This window comes from Pseudomonas sp. KB-10 (assembly GCF_018221585.1).
GTDB classification, from domain to species: Bacteria; Pseudomonadota; Gammaproteobacteria; order Pseudomonadales; family Pseudomonadaceae; genus Aquipseudomonas; species Aquipseudomonas yangonensis.
Genome location: NZ_QYYB01000003.1, coordinates 67,584 through 85,074 on the forward strand (window position 1 = coordinate 67,584; position 17,491 = coordinate 85,074).

At 60.3% G+C, this 17,491-nt stretch carries 15 protein-coding genes; 9 read left to right on the top strand and 6 right to left on the bottom strand.

Features of this window, described 5'->3' with window-relative positions; genetic code table 11:
* Positions 1-295: 295 nt before the first annotated feature.
* On the top strand, positions 296-988 hold the full coding sequence (locus DXK50_RS08805) for a DUF421 domain-containing protein (RefSeq protein ID WP_212630049.1): 693 nt from the start codon (positions 296-298) through the stop codon (positions 986-988).
* Between the two features lie 103 nt (positions 989-1,091).
* Here the strand turns inward: DXK50_RS08805 and DXK50_RS08810 are convergent, their stop codons facing one another.
* Positions 1,092-2,498, bottom strand: a complete 1,407-nt coding sequence (locus DXK50_RS08810; RefSeq protein WP_212630050.1) for an MFS transporter — start codon at positions 2,496-2,498, stop codon at positions 1,092-1,094.
* 67 nt (positions 2,499-2,565) lie between these two features.
* Here DXK50_RS08810 and DXK50_RS08815 point away from each other — a divergent pair, with 67 nt between their 5' ends.
* Together DXK50_RS08815 and DXK50_RS08820 are read left to right on the top strand one after the other, a co-directional pair.
* On the top strand, positions 2,566-3,006 hold the full coding sequence (locus DXK50_RS08815) for a helix-turn-helix domain-containing protein (RefSeq protein ID WP_212630051.1): 441 nt from the start codon (positions 2,566-2,568) through the stop codon (positions 3,004-3,006).
* A gap of 439 nt (positions 3,007-3,445) precedes the next feature.
* Positions 3,446-3,946 (top strand): hypothetical protein, encoded by a 501-nt coding sequence (locus DXK50_RS08820; protein WP_212630052.1) that lies wholly within the window; start codon positions 3,446-3,448, stop codon positions 3,944-3,946.
* 666 nt (positions 3,947-4,612) lie between these two features.
* Here the strand turns inward: DXK50_RS08820 and DXK50_RS08825 are convergent.
* Both DXK50_RS08825 and DXK50_RS08830 read right to left on the bottom strand, forming a co-directional pair.
* On the bottom strand, positions 4,613-5,167 hold the full coding sequence (locus DXK50_RS08825) for a YkgJ family cysteine cluster protein (protein ID WP_071537734.1): 555 nt from the start codon (positions 5,165-5,167) through the stop codon (positions 4,613-4,615).
* A gap of 269 nt (positions 5,168-5,436) precedes the next feature.
* Complete coding sequence (locus DXK50_RS08830) at positions 5,437-7,197, bottom strand: hypothetical protein (RefSeq protein WP_249186756.1); 1,761 nt, start codon at positions 7,195-7,197, stop codon at positions 5,437-5,439.
* A 389-nt stretch (positions 7,198-7,586) separates the two neighbouring features.
* Here DXK50_RS08830 and DXK50_RS08835 point away from each other — a divergent pair, with 389 nt between their 5' ends.
* Positions 7,587-8,216 carry a hypothetical protein gene (locus DXK50_RS08835; protein ID WP_212630054.1) on the top strand — a complete coding sequence of 210 codons (630 nt, stop codon included), beginning with the start codon at positions 7,587-7,589 and terminating at the stop codon, positions 8,214-8,216.
* A 192-nt stretch (positions 8,217-8,408) separates the two neighbouring features.
* Here the strand turns inward: DXK50_RS08835 and DXK50_RS08840 are convergent, their stop codons facing one another.
* From DXK50_RS08840 to DXK50_RS08850, 3 genes are all read right to left on the bottom strand, one after another.
* Positions 8,409-9,179, bottom strand: a complete 771-nt coding sequence (locus tag DXK50_RS08840) for an alpha/beta fold hydrolase (protein ID WP_212630055.1) — start codon at positions 9,177-9,179, stop codon at positions 8,409-8,411.
* Positions 9,180-9,246: 67 nt separating this feature from the next.
* The gene (locus DXK50_RS08845; RefSeq protein WP_249186757.1) at positions 9,247-10,305 is read right to left on the bottom strand and encodes an alpha/beta fold hydrolase; all 1,059 of its coding nucleotides are present in this window, start codon (positions 10,303-10,305) and stop codon (positions 9,247-9,249) included.
* A gap of 151 nt (positions 10,306-10,456) precedes the next feature.
* Complete coding sequence (locus DXK50_RS08850; RefSeq protein ID WP_212630057.1) at positions 10,457-11,692, bottom strand: cytochrome c biogenesis protein DipZ; 1,236 nt, start codon at positions 11,690-11,692, stop codon at positions 10,457-10,459.
* 204 nt (positions 11,693-11,896) lie between these two features.
* Here DXK50_RS08850 and DXK50_RS08855 point away from each other — a divergent pair, with 204 nt between their 5' ends.
* From DXK50_RS08855 to DXK50_RS08875, 5 genes are all read left to right on the top strand, one after another.
* Positions 11,897-12,631: a response regulator gene (locus DXK50_RS08855; RefSeq protein ID WP_212630058.1), complete on the top strand. Its 735-nt coding sequence runs from the start codon at positions 11,897-11,899 to the stop codon at positions 12,629-12,631.
* On the top strand, positions 12,628-13,944 hold the full coding sequence (locus tag DXK50_RS08860; RefSeq protein ID WP_212630059.1) for a sensor histidine kinase: 1,317 nt from the start codon (positions 12,628-12,630) through the stop codon (positions 13,942-13,944). Before DXK50_RS08855 ends, DXK50_RS08860 begins: the two co-directional genes overlap by 4 nt.
* A gap of 221 nt (positions 13,945-14,165) precedes the next feature.
* Complete coding sequence (locus DXK50_RS08865; RefSeq protein WP_212630060.1) at positions 14,166-14,702, top strand: ProQ/FinO family protein; 537 nt, start codon at positions 14,166-14,168, stop codon at positions 14,700-14,702.
* A 100-nt stretch (positions 14,703-14,802) separates the two neighbouring features.
* On the top strand, positions 14,803-15,942 hold the full coding sequence (locus tag DXK50_RS08870) for a sugar diacid recognition domain-containing protein (RefSeq protein ID WP_212630061.1): 1,140 nt from the start codon (positions 14,803-14,805) through the stop codon (positions 15,940-15,942).
* A gap of 164 nt (positions 15,943-16,106) precedes the next feature.
* Positions 16,107-17,474, top strand: coding sequence for a GntP family permease (locus DXK50_RS08875; RefSeq protein WP_212630062.1), 1,368 nt, complete (start codon positions 16,107-16,109; stop codon positions 17,472-17,474).
* Positions 17,475-17,491: the final 17 nt, after the last annotated feature.

The following is a 17,491-nucleotide window of genomic DNA, read 5'->3' on the forward strand; positions in this document are numbered from 1 at the left end:
GTCAGTCAGGGTTCACCGACGCCGACTCGGGCATCATCGGGTTCGTCTGCGCAAGAAGCTACCTGCCGGGTCAAACAGGCAGTCGGTGGGATCCTCCCCTCGATCTTCCCTATGCAGCCTCTGGCACACCTCATCGTCGTCGCCGAGGGTCGGCATCAGCTTTCCATGCCGCACATGGCAGGCGGCTACAAGAAATTGCTCCACTGAGGCTGTCTTTTCCCGCGCCCTGTTTAGCAGTCGACCCATTGTCTGATTTGCTTGTCCAAAAAAGCACAATCAGCTCAGGGACTAATCGATGACCGCGTTCGACTGGCAGCGCATGCTACTGGACGATTTCCCCCTGCTTTTTCTAGCAGAAGTCGCGCTTCGTGCACTCTTTGCATTCGTAGTCGTTTTCGTTTTTCTCAAGGTCAGCGGTCGCCGTGGCATTCGGCAATTGTCGCTGTTCGAGCTGGTCGTCATCCTGACCCTTGGCTCGGCTGCAGGCGATGTCTCCTTTTACGAAGATGTACCTCTTCTGCCGGTCGCGATGGTGTTCGCCTCGCTGCTGCTGTTCTATCGCCTGACCGTCCTGGCGATGAGTCACTTCAAGCGATTCTCGATCTGGATGGAAGGTGAGCCGGTCACGATCATCAGAGAGGGGCTCTACGATCTGGATAGCCTGAGGCGTTTGAAGATCTCGTCCGACGAGTTCTTCATGGAGCTTCGCCAGCAGGGTGTCGAGCACCTCGGTCAGGTACGGCTGGCCATTCTTGAAACCGACGGCGAGGTCAGTCTCTACTTTTACCCGGCAGAGGCCGTCAAGTTCGGGCTGTCCGTATTGCCTCTGGAGTACCGCCCCTCCTACGTACGGGTGCCATCGAGCACCGTTTACGCCTGCACCCGCTGTGGCAATACCGAGGTCATCGATGCCGAGCAGCAGGCGACTTGCCCCCGCTGTGAAAATAACCAATGGACGTTCGCGTCGAGTGAGCCACGCTTGCGCTGATTACATGCCGGGTTTGAACTTCTCGGTTCTGCTGCCCCATTCTGGAGTCTGCGGCAACTCGCCTCGCCGACAGTTGTCGCATACGGCCGGCTGTTTCCGGTGATTAGCGGACAACCTGTCCAGCGCCGCGCCAATTCCGCCTCCACGCTGCGAGCAGTAAAGTCGCAAGACTCAGGCCTGCTACGCCCAGGAAAGTAGTGGCGAAGGCGTTGCTGATCATTGGTGTGGAATTATCGGCCAAAGTCCGGCTCTCCAACTGCAAGGCGAACATCAGCGGCAGCAGAGACGCTCCTGTCATTAGGCCCAGGTTGCGTGACAGGCCGAGCAGCCCGGAGAGCACGCCTCGGTGCGCTTGCGCTGCCAGGTTCATCGCAGCTGTATTGTTGGCTGCCAGAAATAGCTGGAAGCCTGGCGTCATCAGCAGCATCGCCAAAATGTAGCCTGGAACTCCGATAATGATAGGCAGCACGGCGAAGCCACACAGCCCCAGGGTGGTTAGGGACAGGCCTGCGAGCAATGTCCGGTCGGTTCCGAATCGATCTGCAAGCCTGCCCGCCGGGAGGCTTGACAGCGCCGCGGCGCAAGGCCCTGCTGCCATCACCATGCCCGTGCCGGTTTCGCTTAGGCCCAGGCCAAACGATAGAAACAGAGGGCCGATCACCAGCGTCGACATCATGATGCTTGCAACCACGAGGTTCATGGACAGGGAGGCGACGACACCGCGCCCGCGAACTAGCGCCAACGGAATGAGCGGATGGGACGCGGCCCGCTCGGTGCGAATGAACATCAGCAGTGCAGCGCCAGCCAGGACCAACAGCGCCTGGGGATGATCAGTGACGCCGGCGTGACCACCCGTGGCTGCGAGCGCAAAGCAGAGCAGCGTCGCGGATAGCCAGGCGCTGCCTGCCCAGTCGATGCGGGGCGAGGTGCCAGCGGCTGCTGTTTTGTCGATGCTGGCAAGGGTCAATGCCAGCAAGCAGGCGCCGCAGAGCGTCAGCAGAACGAAAACGGAGCGCCAGCCGAACTCGCCGATCAATACGCCTCCGACCGAGGGCCCCAGTGCGGTTCCGATCGCTGACATCGTTCCGAGCAGTCCCATTGATGTGCCCAAGTGCTCCTTTGCAATCAGTGTCTTGGCGATCGACATCGGCAGCGCCATCAGTGCGGCCGCACCTAACCCCTGAACGGCGCGGCCGGCAATCAGCCAGTCCAGGGTCGGCGCCACTGCGCAGGCGAAAGAGGCGAGGGTGAACAACAGAATGCCACCGATCAGCACGCGCCGATTTCCGTAAAGATCGCCCATGCGGCCTGCCATCACGATGACGGCGGTTACGCCGAGCAGGTAGGCCAGCACGACCCATTGCACGTGCTGCACGCTAGCCGAGAACACCGTTGCCAGGTTAGGTAGCGCAACCGTGGCGATGCTGATACCCAATGAGGCGAGCAGTATGGCGCCAGACAGCGCTGCAAGCGTTCGTTTGCTGGCTGCGTGGGAGGGGTTCGGTTTCATGTGCAATGTCTGCCTATCGAAGTGGCGATGGCCTACTATGCAAGTTCAAGTCAACTTGAGGTCAAGCATGAAACTCGTCGATATTGGCGTGCTCTCGAAAACCAGCGGGGTGCCCACGTCCACGCTTCGTTACTACGAAGAGCTGGGGTTGATCCGGCCCGTTTGCCGAATCGGTTTGCGGCGACAGTACAGCGAGGAAACCATCGTCCAGCTTGCCTTGATCGGTTTGGGAAAGGCCGCCGGTTTTTCGCTGGAAGATATTGGCGGCATGTTCGACAGCGACAGAAACCCGGACCTGGCACGGCCGACTCTGCTGCAACGGGCCGATGAACTCGATCGGCAGGTGCTGCGCATGACCACCATGAGCAGCCTGCTCCGGCACGTCGCCGAATGCCCGGCACCGTCCCATATGGCGTGCCCGCGGTTTCGCAAGTTATTGCGCGCAGTGTGTCCTTCGGCGGCCCTGAGCGATGTGCTATCCCGTACTGCAGGGGATAGAGAGGCGTAGGCCGCTAGCCTGGTTGGGAGATGCGACGGGCGAAGCGTCGAACAATCGGGGTAGATCACGGTATTGATGCTTGCGGGGAACCCGGGCTGACTCTGATGGAAGCGAGTCGCTGTTTCTGGCCGATTGCAGCCGGTGACTCGGGCAGCTACCGGCCAAGAGCAGTCTTTGGCTGCCTACAGACGAAGGACGACTCACCGTCTACGCGAAGACACCGCCATGCGCCGAACACGAGATTACCGACAAGGCGAGAACGCTCTGCCCAACGATGGAGGCACTTGCAACCTAGTGGCACAAACACGGCAAGAGCACACCAGCGAATCCTCGGACCAATGAGCGTTTGGGGAAGTATAGGCTTACTGCTGGTTGAAGGGCTCGTTCCTGATGCATATAGTTGAGATGTGGTCTGAGCTGGTTCAGATCCCCAACGGTAGACGTAACGATGAACTGCCCTAAATCCAACCACCTAGTCATTGAGAGGCATGAAAGTGCCTCTCCGGCTACGTCCTGGGGCAAAAAGGAGGTCGCCCGTGAGATTGCGCTGCTTGAGGCGCATATCTATCAGGACAAAATCGCTCGTTTGACCCAAGAAGCCCTTGAATCGTCGGAAGGCGACCTAAGGGGCGGCACCGAAAGCATCGCAGTTCGCGGCATCAGCAAAGAGCTGTTACAGGCCTACGATAATTACGCGCGAGTTGTAATTAGCTCCCGCACTACCAGCTTTACGGAAGCAATAGGTGCGATTCTCGACTCTCTGCGAGCTGTCGCGGGTCATCTATCAGGAAGTAAATATTATCTGAGCTCAGCGGAAACGATTCGGTTGTTAAAAACTGAACTCTGCAAACTAATGAGCCTCGATAAAATAGCTGAAACCGCTTGCAATCGAACCCCTCTGTTTGCCTACGGGCCGGAGCTCAGCGAGTTCCGCCACAGACTCCGTTAATACCCTCCTTTTCAGAAAGATTTTTCTCAACTTCTTTTCAGGAGGGGTCAGTCATGACTACCCGCATTATTTCGGCGGACAACGAGTCCGCTGGCACCATACGCTGCGCGCATGTCTGGGATCACCACGCAACACATATCGAGCTGTCAAACACCCACGACCACGACCCGAGCAACCATATTGTGGTATGTGCTGAATGCGCATTTCTTGCCGGGCTGCTACCGTGCAAAGCATGCGCAGTCGATAAGATCCTGGTTCGTTCCGGAGCGGCCACTACTAAAATGACTCCTGTCTATGCTCCGAGTGAGCTAATGGAGGGATTTTGCGCCAAGCATGCTAGGCACCGCCTTCAACCGGCCATGATAAGAGGTGTCTCGTCGCGGCAAGCAGATGCCAGCTAATTAGAAGCGTACGGAGCAATGATAGCTGCCCTCTTGGGCGGCTATTACCTCCACGCTACCTTTACATTCGACCCGTTGGCAGTAGAGACACTGCTTCCACACTTTTGTATCGGCTAGCTCTGTAAATACACGGCTGTTAATGGCTGGAAGCGGCCTGTCTCAAATGACCGCTTCCGGTAGCCAAGACCAGAAACGATCTCAGGGAAGCGCCGCTGAGATGTTATTGGAAGTGATTATTTTGACTCTTCTATACGAACTACGAGGCTCATTGGGCCCTGAAAACTTGTCGGATATCCCAAACTGGACTGCCTACACGTAGGGCGTCAAAAGCTTTTTTCAGCTCGCTGGATTCAAGCCGAGCAAAATCACCTGCAGCTGACTTATCGGGAGCACACCATTCAGGAGTCGGTGCCAGTGAATGATGCCGGCGACAAACGAATGGCCTAGCTAAATAGATACTGCAAGAGTTTTCCTTAAGGAAAGGACACGCTTGCCCATGGAAGTTTTCATTAGGCAGCATCTGCTTCAATCGTTTGTGCTTTGTGCGTGCCTCTATGTACTGAACTTCAACCTCAGAAACATTGACCCCGTAGTGGCAGCAGGATGAGCAACCTTTCTTGCAGGGCGTTGAAGGCGCTATGTGTGCACCTATCTCACCAAGAAGCTCGTAGACGGCCTCCAGCTTCTTCAAGGGCGATAGTTTCACTTGGCTGAGGCGATCTGCGATTGCGGACTCTTTCTTGAGGAGCTTTGCTGGAAACCCCATGATTAAGCGCTCACAGGCCGCGCGGGAAAATTCCTGATCTTCTTTGAGCCCCATATTCTTTTCCCGACTAGCTGTTCTGCCTGATCGTACTGACCATTTGCCCAGGCTGGCTATAAGTACATATACACGTTTCTGGGCGATGGAGAGGCGTACTTTAGGTACGTCTCAATGTCTTCTTTGAGTATGCAACTGGAGGCGATCGGCTGCAAACCGCCAGAAATTGCTATATACGCACGTGCAAAACTCTTCAGGCGCCCCTCGGCGGGTCGTCACAGGCATAGCTCGACCCACAAAGGGTTTTCTCTTAACATTTATGACCGACTTTATGGCCGACAATAGATAATAGGTGAAGCTCCTGCTTCTTTTGTTGCATGCACAAAAGATGAAAGAATCCAAAACATCTGGGTTATATTGCCAGGCACTCGCACTCCTCTGTGCAATTTACCAAATTCACTCTCAATAAGTGCCTTTGATAGAAACGAGCAGCAGATTATGCAGCGCTTGTTGAATCGATAATCCTGTCTAAGTTCAGTAAGGTAGATTTTAAAGTCGCCTGGAATTTTCTTCCTTATCCGCGGCATTGTGCCGTCGCGGTAGTTTGTTAGAATCTTTTCGTCGTACTTTCGAATGAATGCGCGCAAGTCTAGGTCCATGTTTCCGATATTTTTTATCGCTTGACCTACAACATCATGCAGATTGCTAGCAGACTTACTGACATCTCCGTGCTTGGAGTGAATAAAGCTTACTGAGTGCTCTTTTTTGTTGAAGGCGATGTGATCTGCCCATTCATCACCTAGATCGTCACAGAAAACGTAGTCATTCTTGCTGAAATGCTTTTCGATAATTCCGAAAACGGAATTTGCGTCAAATTTTTTCCTGGCGGGTTTGTAATCACCCTTTTCAGAGATCGCTAGCGCTAGATCGTCAATCGCCACAAACGATTTGAGAAGGCTCGGTATTTCATTTAGGCCCGCCCCATCCTTAAAGCACTGCCCCATAAAGTACATATATTGCGGATTGGCAAAACTAATAGTAACCAGGTCATTCTTGTTTATAAATGCCTGTAGGGTGCGCTCTTTCCCATTTTCCTCAAATTTGATCTTCCGTAAAGCCGGGGAAGTCAAGGAAATTGAATTTTTATTTTTCTTAAGACTGGCCAACCTGCTCGTGCCATTTAGTTCAAAGCCCGGCGCTGGGTTAACTTCGTACACCTTTTCAAGTTGGTGAATTAATGCGCCAATTTGCTTTCCTGTCAGCTCGAAAGATCGACCTCTTTTTGTCGTATAGATTAACGGCACATCCTTCTCTAGCAAATTATCAACGATGAAAGATGACTCAATTAATGCGGCAGTAGGTTGCGTGGCATCCCATACGATATCTAGCTCAACCATCTGTGCGAATGCTTCTAAGAATTCTTTTTCACCAGAAGGATTTTTGATCTGCTCAATTTGCAGGCGAACCCACTTCACGACGTCGTTAAGTGATTTTCGCTCGGAGGACTCCACTACTCGGCCACTTTGTGCCGAGATAGTTTTAACTTGCCCATTGAGCTTAAGTTTGAAAAAGTAGGGAATTGACCTTCCCGCAGCGTGTAAGGAAAGCAGACCTTTCAGATCTGCTGCCTCGTAAGCCTTACTGCGCATTGCTCGTTCCGAAACAGTCATGTTCCGCATCGCGATTTTTTGAAACTCAGCTTCTTCATCGCTGAATGAAGCCGTTAACTCTGAACTCTTGATGGGGGTGAGGTATCTTTCTAGAACCTCGGTAACGCTTGCGCAGGACTTCTTCAGTACCGCCACATAGCCGTCAATCTGGATGATCAAAATGAGCGCATGGATTAAGTCTGATAGAGGCTCGCCCCAGAAGTGGACAGGTCTCGCGGTTGGGAATACTCTCAGACTGAACCGAAATTGACTGCCGTCCTCAAGCTCACGTACTGCGTCTATCTGGTCGATAAGAAACACAGAACCAAGCGTTTTGTTATCAGAAGCCGCATCCAAAATATTACGAATGGCTTCGTTTGTCAGCGCCACATCTTCACGATAAAACTGAGCATTCTGGGTCAGGGTTAACCGCTCGGGCATGTGAGACTCCGTCCATGGCATTTTTGCGAAAGTAGCATGGTGCCATAATCGATACTAGAGCGAGTCACAAACGCTGAGCGGGACAAAGTGAATAGGCCCAACTTCCCTAGAGCCCTCCTGCCCTCATACCTAGGTCCTCCATGAGAGGGCGTCGCGTAGCCAACCACTAACGGCTGCTTCTGGCCGCTAGCAGCTATTGGCCCAGCCAGTCTCCCAGAGTCTTTCCTATTTTCACTGACTAATCGCAGCCCTCCAGCAAACTAGGCGATGACTGATCCACTACGACTGGAATCAGGCTGCTTCTGATCGCGTTCACCTCGATGTGCTCTCAACTTCCCACGAGCCAGGCAGATATATGCGGCAGGATCGGCTCATCTCGGGAAGCAACGATGCAAATCCCTTCTTTGATTTCAAGCGCAGCGCTTGCTACGTCCAAGGTCGCCAAGTCAGCGGAAGCCGGTTCGGACAGAGGCGCTACTTCAGTTCTAAAGACGGCTGACGATCTGGTCACGCCTGCCTCCGTCATGGCGGTCAGTCTCAGCGCGCTCTCCAGGAATCAGAAGGCGCAGGTAGCGCCGGGCATGAGCATGAGCCAGCTCGATTCGATGGTGCAGACGTCCCTCAAGATGCAGGCGATTCGCAACGATGCATCCATTCCTGAAGAGGTGAAGAAGAGGCTGCTGGCCCCGTTGGAGAAGGCGAACAAGGATGTCCTGGACATCGCCAATACCAAGGCTGAGCAGGAGGAGAAAGAGAAGATCATCGAGGCCTCGAGCGAGGATGCGGCGGCAATTCGGGAGGCGGGAAAAGAGATCGATGCATCCCTGGATGCGAAGGAAACGATGCCTGCCTCGCCTGCCGAGCCTGCTGCAGTCGGCGGCGAAGAGCCAGGTACGGCCATGCCGGCCACGGCGATTCAGGCGCCGACTTCCACTCCCAAAGCTGAAGCACCATCTACCGGGCATTCAGCCTCCTCGGCGGATTCTTCGGTCGGCAGGAACCTCGACACGCAGGCATAGGCAGCAGCGTGGCCATGCATCGATCCCGAGGCGGCTGGCACGCAAGCGCTGTCCCGCTCTGACCGACAGCGGCGGTCTGGGCTCGACCGCCGCCATACAGGTGCAGCCCTCGGTCTGTTCCGCTCCCTCTCAAGTGCCATCGATCGCCTCCCCGTATCGGGCAGGGCGCTCAAGCTTCCTGCGGCCGGCCGATCATTGCACGGCAGCCTTCTCGATCATCCGGGCGACTGACTCCGGATGGGACACCATCACCACATGCGAGGCGCCCTGGATCACTTCCACGGCCCGGGCGTGCGCCCGTTCGGCCATGAACGCCATGGCCTGCGGCGGGATGTTCTTGTCCGCGTCGCCGTAGATGTGCCACGACGGAATGCTCTTCCACGCCGGCGTGGTGGCCTTTTCGTTCAGCGCGGCTTCGGTCACCGGTCGCTGAGTTGCGGCCATGAGCGTGGCTTGCTCGTCGGACAGGTCGGCGGCGAACTGGTCGTGGAATTTGTCCTGCTGGATGTACAGATCCTTGCCGCCATCGGCGAGCACGACGGGGTCGGCCAGTGTCGGGCCGAGCGTGCTGCCCGGGAACTTGCCGGCCAGTTGTGCGACGGTTTCACCGGTCCCGGGAGCGAAGGCGCTGACGTAGACCAGCGCCTTCACATTGGCCTGGCCGTAGGCTGCATTGCTGATGACGTTGCCGCCGTAGGAGTGTCCGACCAGCACGACGGGCGTCTTCACGCTGGCCAGCAACGCAGCCACGGCCGCGCCGTCGCTCTTCACCCCACGCAAGGGGTTGGCTGCGGCGATGACCTTGTAGCCATCCTGCTCCAGCACGTTCACCACGCCGTTCCAGCTGGAGGCGTCTGCGAATGCGCCGTGTACCAGAACGACTGTGGGTTTGTCCGCGGCCAGGGCGTTATGGCCCATGGCGAGGCTGGTCGCGATGGCCAGTGCGGTCACGATGTTCTTCATGGGGTTTTCCTCGGGGTTGATTGTGACTGCGGTGCAGGCCAGGTTGGGCCTGCACCGGGCAGAAGGGTCAGAGGTGGTCGGCGTCGATCACGGCCTGGGCGAAGGCTTGCGGCGCCTCCTGTGGCAGGTTGTGGCCGATGCCGCCGCTGATCAGGCGGAACTCGTACTTGCCGGTGTAGCGCTTGGCATAGGCCTCGGCGGGCGGGTGCGGCGCGCCGTTGGCATCGCCTTCCAGGGTGATGGTCGGCACGCTGATGGAAGGGAAGGTCGCCAGCTTCTTCTCGATGGCGTCGTACTGCGGCTCGCCTTCGATCAGATTCAGGCGCCAGCGGTAGTTGAAGATGGTCACCGCGGCGTGGTCCGGGTTGCGCAGCGATGCCGCGCTGCGTGCAAAGGTGGCATCGTCGAACTTCCATTCGGGCGAGGCGAGTTTCCAGATCAGCTTGGCGAAGGCTTCGGTGTTCTTTTCGTAGCCCAGGCGGCCGCGCTCGGTGGCGAAGTAGAACTGATACCACCACTGCAGCTCGGCTTCCGGCGGCAGAGGCGCCTTGCCGGCATCCTGGCTGCCGATCAGGTAGCCGCTCACCGCAACCAGCGCCTTGACCCGCTCTGGCCACAGCGCTGCGACGATGTCGGCGGTGCGAGCGCCCCAGTCGTAGCCGGCGAGTACGGCGCGGTCGATCTTCAGCGCATCCATGAAGTCGATCAGGTCGCTGGCCAGGGCAGCCGGTTGACCGTTGCGCAGGGTCTTGTCGGAGATGAAACGCGTCTGACCATAGCCGCGAGCCGAGGGGATCAGCACCCGATAGCCCTTGCTGGCCAGTGCCGGGGCCACATCGAGATAGCTGTGAATGTCGTACGGCCAGCCGTGCAGCAGAATGACAGCCGGGCCATCGGCCGGCCCAAGCTCGGCGTAGGACACGTCCAGCAGCCCGGCTCGTACATGCTTCAGTTCACCGAACGAGGTGTGGCTGCCGACACGGATGGCTTCGATCTTGCCGGCCGGCACCTCGGCGGCCTGGGCGCCGAGGCCAAACAGTACGCCACCTTGCAGCAGGGCGGCGGCAATTATCGAGCGGGCAAGCAGGCGACCCGGCAGAGCGGCGTTCAAAGCGGTGCTTTTCATCATTGATTCTCCTGTTCACTAGCGAGCGGCCCGGTGCCGTCTCGATGGAGCTATTGCAGCTCGCCGAGGTATCTGCCGTGTGTCACGAACGGCGGCCAGCGCAACCGTTCGTATCAGCAAGCGGCGTAGATACAGAGCGATACAGATGCGCTCAGCGGCGCTCAGCCGTGGTCGCCTGGCGCTGGTCAGCGGCTTCGGCCAGCAGCTGTTGGATGACCTGTTCCTGGGTGGCATAGGCGCCCTCGCCGAAGTGGCTGTAGCGCACCTGGCCCTTGGCATCGATCAGGTAATGGGCAGGCCAGTACTGGTTGTTGAAGGCGCGCCAGATCCGATAGTCGTTATCCACCGCCACCGGGTAGGTGATGTCCAGGCGCCTGACCTGCTCGCGCACGTTGGCGATTACCCGCTCGAAGCCGTATTCCGGCGTGTGCACGCCGATGACCACCAGGCCGTCCTTTTCATACTTCTGCGCCCATTGCTTGACGTAGGGCAGGGTGCGCTGACAGTTGATGCAGTCGAACGTCCAGAAGTCGATCAGCACCACCTTGCCGCGCAGGTCTTCACGGCTGAGCTCGGGCGAATTGAGCCACTGGACCGCGCCGGCCAGCGAGGGCATGCGCCCTTGCGGGCTGGTGTCCGGCACGCTCTGGGCCTGGACCTTGGCCACCCAGTAATCCAGTGCGCTGGATACCTGACTCAGCACGCGTTGTTCGACCTGATAGGCGAGCTGCGAGGAGGTGCCCGCCAGCAACGCCTGGCTGCCGCCGGCGGCGATCGCCACGGTGGTCGCCAGCACGCCGGCACCGACCACGCGGCGCAATCCGCTCAGCGCCGGCAGCGACATGCGTAAGCGGTTCAGCAGGCCCTTGCCGGCAAGCATCAGCAAGCCCAGCGACAACGCACTGCCCGCGCCGTAAGCGAGAAGCAGCAGGCTGGTATGGGCGTTGGGGCCTTCGAGCATCGCGCCGGTAAGGATGACGCCAAGGATAGGGCCGGCGCAGGGCGCCCACAGCAAACCGGTGGCCACGCCGATACCGAGCGCGGCAAACGGGCCGGACAGCCGCCGCGCGCCGGGATCGATGCGATTACCCAGGGCCACGAAGGGCCGAGCCAGCCAGGTGGCGACCCGGGTCGACAGCAGTGACAGGGCGAACAGCGCCATCACCAGTAGCGCCAGATAGCGGCTGACCTGGCTGGCTTGTGCGACCCAGCTACTGCTGACCACGGCCAGGCTGGAAACCGCGGCGAAGGTGATGGCCATACCGCATAGCGTCAGCACGATGGAGCTGCGGGATTGGCCCGCTCGGGCGAACAGGAAGGGGACGACGGGCAGAATGCAGGGGCTGAGGACAGTCAGCAGACCACCGAGAAAAGCGATGAGCAACATGGCGTTCTCCTTGAGAGCTGCCGGCGCAGGGCCGGCGGTGGACGCATTGCACGTCCTGGAGGTATCTGCCGTGTGTCGTTCAGGGCCGCCACTGTAGCGCTGGGTATCTGCTGCGCCGCCAGATACACAAGCCTACAAACCCGGCTGGCAAGGCATTGCAGTCTGGTTAGACTGCAGCGCACCTCTTATCGAAGGACAGGCGTCATGGAGTCTCAGGTTGATCATGTGCTGATCGTCGATGACGATCGCGAGATTCGCGAGCTGGTGGGCAATTACCTGAAGAAGAACGGGCTGCGCACCACCCTGGCAGCGGACGGCCGGCAGATGCGCGCGTTTCTCGAATCGTCGCAGGTCGACCTGATCGTGCTCGACATCATGCTGCCCAGTGACGACGGCCTGGTACTGTGCCGCGAGCTGCGCGCCGGCAAGCATCGCGCCACGCCAGTGTTGATGCTCACCGCGCGGGACGATGAGACCGACCGCATCGTCGGCCTGGAAATGGGCGCCGACGATTATCTGGTCAAGCCTTTTTCCGCCCGCGAGCTGCTGGCGCGGGTCAATGCGGTGCTGCGTCGTACGCGCATGCTGCCGCCCAACATGTTGCTGAGCGAACCTGCGCGTCTGCTGAAGTTCGGCGCCTGGCGGCTGGATACCACGGCGCGCCACCTGCTCGATGCACAGGACACCGTGGTCGCCCTGAGCGGCGCCGAGTATCGTCTGCTGCGCGTTTTTCTCGACCATCCGCAGCGGGTGCTCAGCCGCGATCAGCTGTTGACCCTGACCCAGGGCCGCGAGGCGGACCTGTTCGACCGCTCCATCGATCTGCTGGTCAGCCGCGTGCGCCAGCGCCTGCTCGACGACGCACGTGCCCCGGCCTACATCAAGACGGTGCGCAGCGAAGGTTACGTGTTCAGCTTCGCCGTCGAGATGCTGCCGTGAAGCGCTGGCTGCCCTGGCCGCACACGCTGGCCGCCAGGCTGTCGCTGATCTTCCTGGCCAGCCTGGTGCTGGCTCACGGGCTGTCGTTCGCGGTGCAAAGCTACGAGCGTTACAGCAGCGCGAAAACGCTGATGCTGAGCAATTTCGAACGCGACGTGGCCACGGCGGTGGCGGTGCTCGAGCGCTTGCCTGCCGTCGAACGTGCAGCCTGGCTGCCGCGCCTGCAGCGGCCCAACTATGGCTATCAACTGGATGAGGGCCAGCCGGGCACCGCCCTCGACCGTGCTGATGTTCCGGTGTCGGTGCACTCGATCCTGGCCACGCTTGGCCCGGAGTACCGCATCGATTTTCAGATCATCGACGATCAGCGTCCGCATTATCAGGCCCATCTACAGCTCAAGGATGGCCAGCCACTGACCATCGACGTACGCCCTTCGGTCATGCCCTTGTCCCCCTGGTTGCCGGCATTGCTGCTGGCCCAGCTGTCGTTGCTCATCCTCTGCACCTGGCTGGCCGTACGCACGGCCATCCGCCCGCTGACGCAATTGTCACGCGCGGTGGACGAGCTGGATCTGAAAAGCCAGGCCGTGACGCTGGACGAAAGCGGGCCGACCGAGGTGGCTTACGCGGCGGCGGCGTTCAACAACATGCAGGCGCGCATCGCCGCTTACGTGAAGGAGCGTGTGCAACTGCTCGCGGCCATTTCCCACGATCTGCAGACCCCCATCACGCGCATGAAGCTGCGCGTGGAGCTGATGGACGAAGGCGCCACCGACAAGCACAAGCTGTGGAACGACCTGTGCGAGATGCAGCACCTGGTCAAGGAGGGCGTGGCCTACGCGCGCAGCACCGAGCCTTCCAGTGAGCCGGCGCGGCGCCTGCAGCTGGTGCCGTTTCTGCAGAGTCTGGTGTTCGACTACACCGACATGGGCAAGGACGTGCGCCTGCTGGCGCCGAACGATGCGGTCCTGGCCACCCGACCGGACGCCCTGCGCCGTCTGCTCACCAACCTGATCGACAATGCCCTGAAGTTCGCCGGTGCCGCCGAGCTTCGCCTGATCGCCCAGCCAGGCAGCGCTGGCTGGCTGCTGCAGGTGCTGGATCGCGGGCCGGGAATACCCGATGAACTCTTGTCGCAGGTGATCAAACCCTTCTACCGCCTGGAGCGTTCGCGCAACCGCGATACCGGTGGCACTGGCCTGGGCCTGGCCATTGCCGCGCAACTGGCTACCAGCCTGGGGCAGGGGCTGCGTCTGACTAACCGAGAGGGCGGAGGATTGTGTGCCGAAATCGAGCTGTCGGCGGCGCCGTAGCCGCCTGTCGGTATGCCTCGGCCCAGGTTTGCCAGGGGGCTCCAAGCCTCAGGATCGCGCGCTCCTGGCATCCGCTCGTGGCCGGCAGCGGTCCTCTGCACGTGCTCGGCAGCCAGCCCGCCACCTACCGCCGGGCACGACGGCCGCCAATAGGGCTGTGCGAATCGAGCACATAAGATACCCTTGCGCCACGAACCAACCAGGACGCTGTGAACCGAACGATGGGTTTTGAACAACTAGCCGAGCTACGTGACCGCCTGCGGGCCGAGAAAAAGCAGGCAGAGCCAGTACAGCAGGCAAAGAGCGAAAGTGCGAAACCGCAAAAGCGCAAGCAACCGCCCAAGGCCAAGGCCCGCGAGCAGGACCCTGCCGTCGAGGCGATCTGGCGCCTGCAGAAGCACTTCCCGCTGGCCTTCCCGGTCAACCCGGCGCCCAAGGTGCCGCTCAAGGAGGGCATTCTCAAGGATGCCGAGCAGCATCTGTCGTTGCTTGGCATCAGCCTCGAGCAACTCAAGCTGGGCATCGCCGCCTGGTGCCGGGGCGGGCGTTACTGGTCGGCCATGACCGAAAATGCACCGCGTCTGGACCTGCAAGGCCAGCCCGTGGGTGTGGTGACGGCAGGGCAGGCGCTGCATGCCCGCCAGCAGGCCAGACGCCAGCGCATGGAGATGCGCCGCAATCAGGCCAAGGCGAAAGCGCCGGCGGCACAGGCGGACGACAAGGCCGAAGCCAGCGTCGCGCAGCCTAGCGCCGAGTAAAGCGTCCGCTGCAGCCTGAGCGTTGCTCAGGCTCTGCTGCGCATCGTGAAGTGCGCTGCATCGGCCTACAATGGCGGCCTCATTCGCGAGGCCGCTTCCGATGCTCGAACTCGATTCCACCCTGGCGCAGCTGATCGTCGACCGCGCTATGGCCATCTTGCCGCACAACATCAACGTGATGGATGCGCAGGGCATGATCATCGGCAGCGGCGACCCCAGCCGCCTGCACACCCGTCATGAAGGCGCCCAGCTGGTGCTGGCCAATCGGCGTGTGGTGGAGATCGATGCCCAGGCAGCCGCCTGCCTGCGTGGCGTCAAACCTGGTGTGAACCTGCCCCTGCTGCATGCCGAGCGGCTGATCGGCGTGCTCGGCATCACCGGTGAACCCGAAACCGTACGGCCCTATGCCGAGCTGGTGCGCATGGCCGCGGAAATGCTGGTCGAGCATCGCGTGCTGCAGGCCGAGCGGCATTGGCAGCGGCATCAGCAGGAAGCCTGGTTGCGGCAATTGCTCGACCCGCAACTGCGCCTGACCAGCCTTGAGGTGGACGCCGAGCGCCTGGGCCTGCAGCTCAGCTGGCCGCGACAGATGTGTCTGTTGCAGCTCGATGATCAGGGCGATCCGCTGCCGCGTCAGGCGCGCCTGCTGGCCGCACTCGGCGGCAAGGGCGAGCATCTGGTGGCGCCGCTCGGTCGTCACGAGCTGCTCTGGTGCAGACCTTACAGCGCCGCGCGCGATGACCGTGCCTGGCTGCAGCAGGCCGATGAGCGTGAGTGGGGCGTGCGCTCGCTGGCGCTGAGCGATCCTCTGCATGACCTGACCGAATTGCGCCAGGCCAGTCTGGTGCTGCGTGACCTGCAGGCCTACGGCCAGGCGCGCTTCCCGGAGCGTCGCCTGCTGCGTCTGGACGAGTTGCGCCTACCGACGCTGCTCTACGCCCAGCGTCACAGCTGGTTGCTGCAGGGCTGGCTGGCGCCCTTGCGTCAGGTGCTGGCGCAGGACCCGCAAGGCACGCTGCGAGCGACGCTGGAAGCCTGGTGCGCGCACGATGGTCAGGTGCAGACCTGCGCGCTGGAGCTGGGCATCCACCGCAATACTCTGCGCTATCGCCTGGAGCGCATCGCCGAACTCAGTGGCCTGGATCTCAACCGGCTGGATCAGCGCCTGCAGCTATCCTTGGGGCTGGGGTTGCTGGAGCCCGAGGGGCCGCTGAAGCGCACAGAGCCAGCTGACGGATAACGCCCTATGGCTTTGTGCGATTGCACAGCCTGCTGCGCGCTGACTTGGTCGATTTGGTGCTGATGCACAAGGCGAGGGCGGGGCCGCCTGAGCCACAATGTTGCGCTGTCTGCATTTTCCTTCCGGGCCATGCGCCCGCCATAACAACAACGAGGAGACTGGTCATGGGCCTGGTCCTGATTCTGGTGGCATTGATTGCATTCATCGTGCTGTCCACTACCCGTTTGAAACTGCACCCATTCCTGGCACTGCTGGCTGCGGCACTGATCGCCGGCTTCGCCTATCAGCTGCCCAGCGGCGAAATCATCAAGACCATGACCGCCGGCTTCGGCGGCATTCTCGGTTACATCGGCATCGTTATCGTGCTCGGCACCATCATTGGCGTCATCCTCGAGCGCAGCGGCGCCGCCATCACCATGGCCGAGACGGCGATCCGCCTGCTGGGCCAGCGCTTCCCCACGCTGACCATGTCGATCATCGGTTACCTGGTGTCGATTCCGGTGTTCTGCGACTCCGGCTACGTCATCCTCAACTCGCTGAAGAACGCTCTGGCGGCGCGCATGAAGGTGTCCGTGGTAGCCATGAGCGTGGCCCTGGCCACCGGTTTGTACGCCACCCATACCTTCGTGCCGCCCACCCCGGGGCCGATCGCCGCTGCCGGCAACCTGGGCCTGGAAACCTCGCTGGGCCTGGTGATCCTGGTCGGGCTGCTGGTCGCTGCGGTCACCGCCGTGGCTGGCATGCTCTGGGCCAACCGCTTCCTCAAGCAGAACGATCAGGCGCTGCTCGAAGAAGCGCCGAGCGAACTGCTCGCCGATGATGTCGATTTCGATGCGCTGCGCGCCCGCTACGGCAAACTGCCGAGTGCCTGGCAGGCGTTTTCGCCGATCTTCGTACCCATCGCGCTGATCTGCCTGGGTTCCATCGCCGCGTTCCCGAGCAAGCCGTTCGGCGAAGGCTCGGCGTTCGATGTGCTGAGCTTCCTCGGTCAGCCGGTCGCCGCGCTGCTGGTCGGTCTGGTGCTGGCCTGCTCGCTGCTCAAGGGTGACGGCAAACGTCAGCAGTTCCACGATCATGTCGCCCACGGCCTGAAAGAGGCTGCGCCAATCCTGTTGATCACCGGCGCTGGTGGCGCCTTCGGTGCCATTCTCAAGGCCACCGCTTTGACCGGCTACCTGGGTGACACTCTGTCGGCGCTGGGCATCGGTCTGTTCATGCCGTTCCTGGTGGCCGCTGCGCTGAAGAGTGCGCAGGGTTCTTCCACCGTGGCTCTGGTCACTACCTCGGCGATGGTGGCGCCGCTGCTGGGCAACCTCGGGCTGGACAGCGAGATGGGCCGGGTGCTGACGGTGATGGCCATCGGTGCCGGTGCCATGACCGTATCTCATGCCAACGACAGCTTCTTCTGGGTCGTGACCCAGTTCAGCCGCATGAAAGTGGCGACCGCTTATCGTGCCCAGACCATGGCGACCCTGATCCAGGGTATCGCGGGTATGGCTGCCGTCTGGCTGCTCAGCCTGGTTCTGCTGTAATCCGCTTGACCGGCAGG